This is a genomic window from Chloracidobacterium sp., from assembly GCA_025057975.1.
Taxonomy (GTDB): Bacteria; Acidobacteriota; Blastocatellia; order Chloracidobacteriales; family Chloracidobacteriaceae; genus Chloracidobacterium.
Window position 1 is genome coordinate 1 of record JANWUV010000051.1, and the last position, 598, is coordinate 598.

The 598-nt window shown below is 53.3% G+C and carries 2 tRNA genes and 1 rRNA gene; all 3 read right to left on the bottom strand.

What is annotated here, in order from left to right:
* Positions 1–86, bottom strand: a 23S ribosomal RNA gene (locus NZ585_15010); the annotation flags it as partial.
* Positions 87–240: 154 nt separating this feature from the next.
* Positions 241–313 (bottom strand) — tRNA-Ala (locus NZ585_15015).
* 32 nt (positions 314–345) lie between these two features.
* A tRNA-Ile gene (locus NZ585_15020) sits at positions 346–419 on the bottom strand.
* Positions 420–598 lie beyond the last annotated feature (179 nt).

Below are 598 nucleotides of genomic sequence, written 5' to 3' on the forward strand. Positions count from 1 at the left end.
GCTCCCCGCAGCTTATCGCAGCTAGTCACGTCCTTCATCGCCTGTATGCGCCTAGGCATCCACCGTTTGCCCTTAGCTCTTAATCCGAAAATCCTTCGTTGATGACAAACGCTCAACACAAGGTTGGACGCATTTGGTCAATAGGAAAGATTATGGACTAAGCTTGAAGTTGCTTCAAGCCTTCTACAAATTGTCAATGAACAAGTCTTCCGTCGCCGAAGCGATTGAAGACGAATCGCGTGGAGCTTAGCGGCCTCGAACCGCTGACCTTCTGCTTGCAAAGCAGACGCTCTACCAACTGAGCTAAAGCCCCCACTGCCCGATGGATTGGCGGTTTCGGGCTTGTGGGACTGAGTGGAGTTGAACCACTGACCTCACGCTTATCAGGCGTGCGCTCTAACCACCTGAGCTACAGTCCCAGATATACAAGCGTTCAGGTCAGGGTCTCTTCGTCGGTATGCCCAGCACGCTGGGCAGCCGGACTTGGATTCCACTTCCCTGTGCGGTCAGGCATAGCACAGTGTTGCAAGGGGAAGCCAAAAGCCGTGTAGGAGAGTGCGTTCCTATTTCTGTAGGAACGGTGCTCCAGAAAGGAGGT